This is a genomic window from Nonomuraea sp. B12E4 (genome assembly GCF_039871825.1).
Lineage (GTDB): Bacteria > Actinomycetota > Actinomycetes > Streptosporangiales > Streptosporangiaceae > Nonomuraea.
In genome coordinates this window covers 1-1,277 of the sequence record NZ_JBDPME010000083.1, presented here as the reverse complement: position 1 = coordinate 1,277, position 1,277 = coordinate 1, and the positions used below count along the sequence as shown (strand labels likewise).

The window sequence follows — 1,277 nt, the reverse complement described above, 5'->3', positions numbered from 1 at the left end:
TGACATGCCCCGCATTTTCCGGACACCGGAGTAAATGAACTATATCATGCAGCGACTTGCCTATCGAACCATTCCTCGAGAACTTCCAGCGGCGGCCGGTATCCCAACACAGAATGCAGGCGCCGACGATTATAGAAGCCCTCTATATATTTGATCACAGCGGTACGCGCCTCCGCCACACTCGTGAAGTTGCGATGATGAACGAACTCCGTCTTCAGCTTACCGAAAAACGATTCCGCCATCGAGTTGTCAAAACAAATCCCCGTTCGCCCAACCGACTGCCTCAAGCCATGCCGCATCAACCTCACCGCGTACTCGTGAGACGTATATTGACTGCCCCTATCCGAGTGAAAAATCGCTCCAACGGGAATATCAACCCGCATCGCGGCCATGTCGAGGGCGGCGCACACCAAACCGGCCGGATACCGCACATCCAATGCCCAGCCGATCACCGCCTTCGAAAAGCAATCAATGACAGTAGCCAGATAGAGCGGCCCTTCTCCAGTCCTGATCTCAGTGATATCACCGACCAGCTTGGCTCCGGGCTCCTCAGCGGTGAAGTCGCGGCCCACCAGGTCCGGGATGAGGCCAGCCGCCTTGTCCGCGACGGTCAGCCCACGTCGCCGCTTGACCTGCACCGGAGTCAGGCCCAGGTCCCGCATCAACGCCCGCACCAGCTCGTCATCGACCTCGATCCCCATTCGCGCCAGCGCCGCATGCACCCGCCGATAACCGTACGTCCGCCCCGATTCGGCGAACACCTCCTCAATCAACGGTTTAAGGTCCTCACGACGCCGCTTCCCGGCCGACATCGGCCGATCCCGCCATTCGTAATAGCCCGATCTTGAAACCCCGAGAAGACGGCACATCATGGGCAGGCTGAAGTTAGCCTCCTCTGCGTGGATCAGCGAGAACTTCTCGCCGGCTACTGCTCCCTCGCAAAGAAGGCCGCGCATTTTTTCAAGAAGGCGTTCTCCTGCTCAAGTTCCGCGATCCGACGTTCCATCTCGCGTACCCGTGCACGCTCCGCGGCATCCCGAGCCGGCTCGGTGTTCCCCGACCGGCGACGCTTCTCCTTGGTCACCCAGTTCCGCACGGTCTCCCGCGATACACCGAAATCCTTGGCGGCCTGCCCGATCGTCGACTGCTCGTCCAAGACGGCCTTGACGACCTCGTCCTTGAACTCCTCTGAATAGTTCTTCCCCGCCACGAACCCTTCCTTCCAGACCAGTCAGCACCCTACTTGGCACTGTGTCCGGAAGATCAGGGGCACCTCA

At 59.7% G+C, this 1,277-nt stretch carries 1 protein-coding gene; it reads right to left on the bottom strand.

The window, feature by feature from the left end; translation table 11 throughout:
- Window positions 1–44: 44 nt before the first annotated feature.
- Window positions 45–1,210, bottom strand: a protein-coding gene (locus ABGB18_RS49300) for an IS3 family transposase (RefSeq protein ID WP_347702655.1) whose coding sequence is annotated in 2 segments (ribosomal slippage) — window positions 45–949 and window positions 949–1,210 — 1,167 coding nt in all. Because the reading frame shifts where the segments join, the coding sequence is not laid out codon by codon here.
- Window positions 1,211–1,277 lie beyond the last annotated feature (67 nt).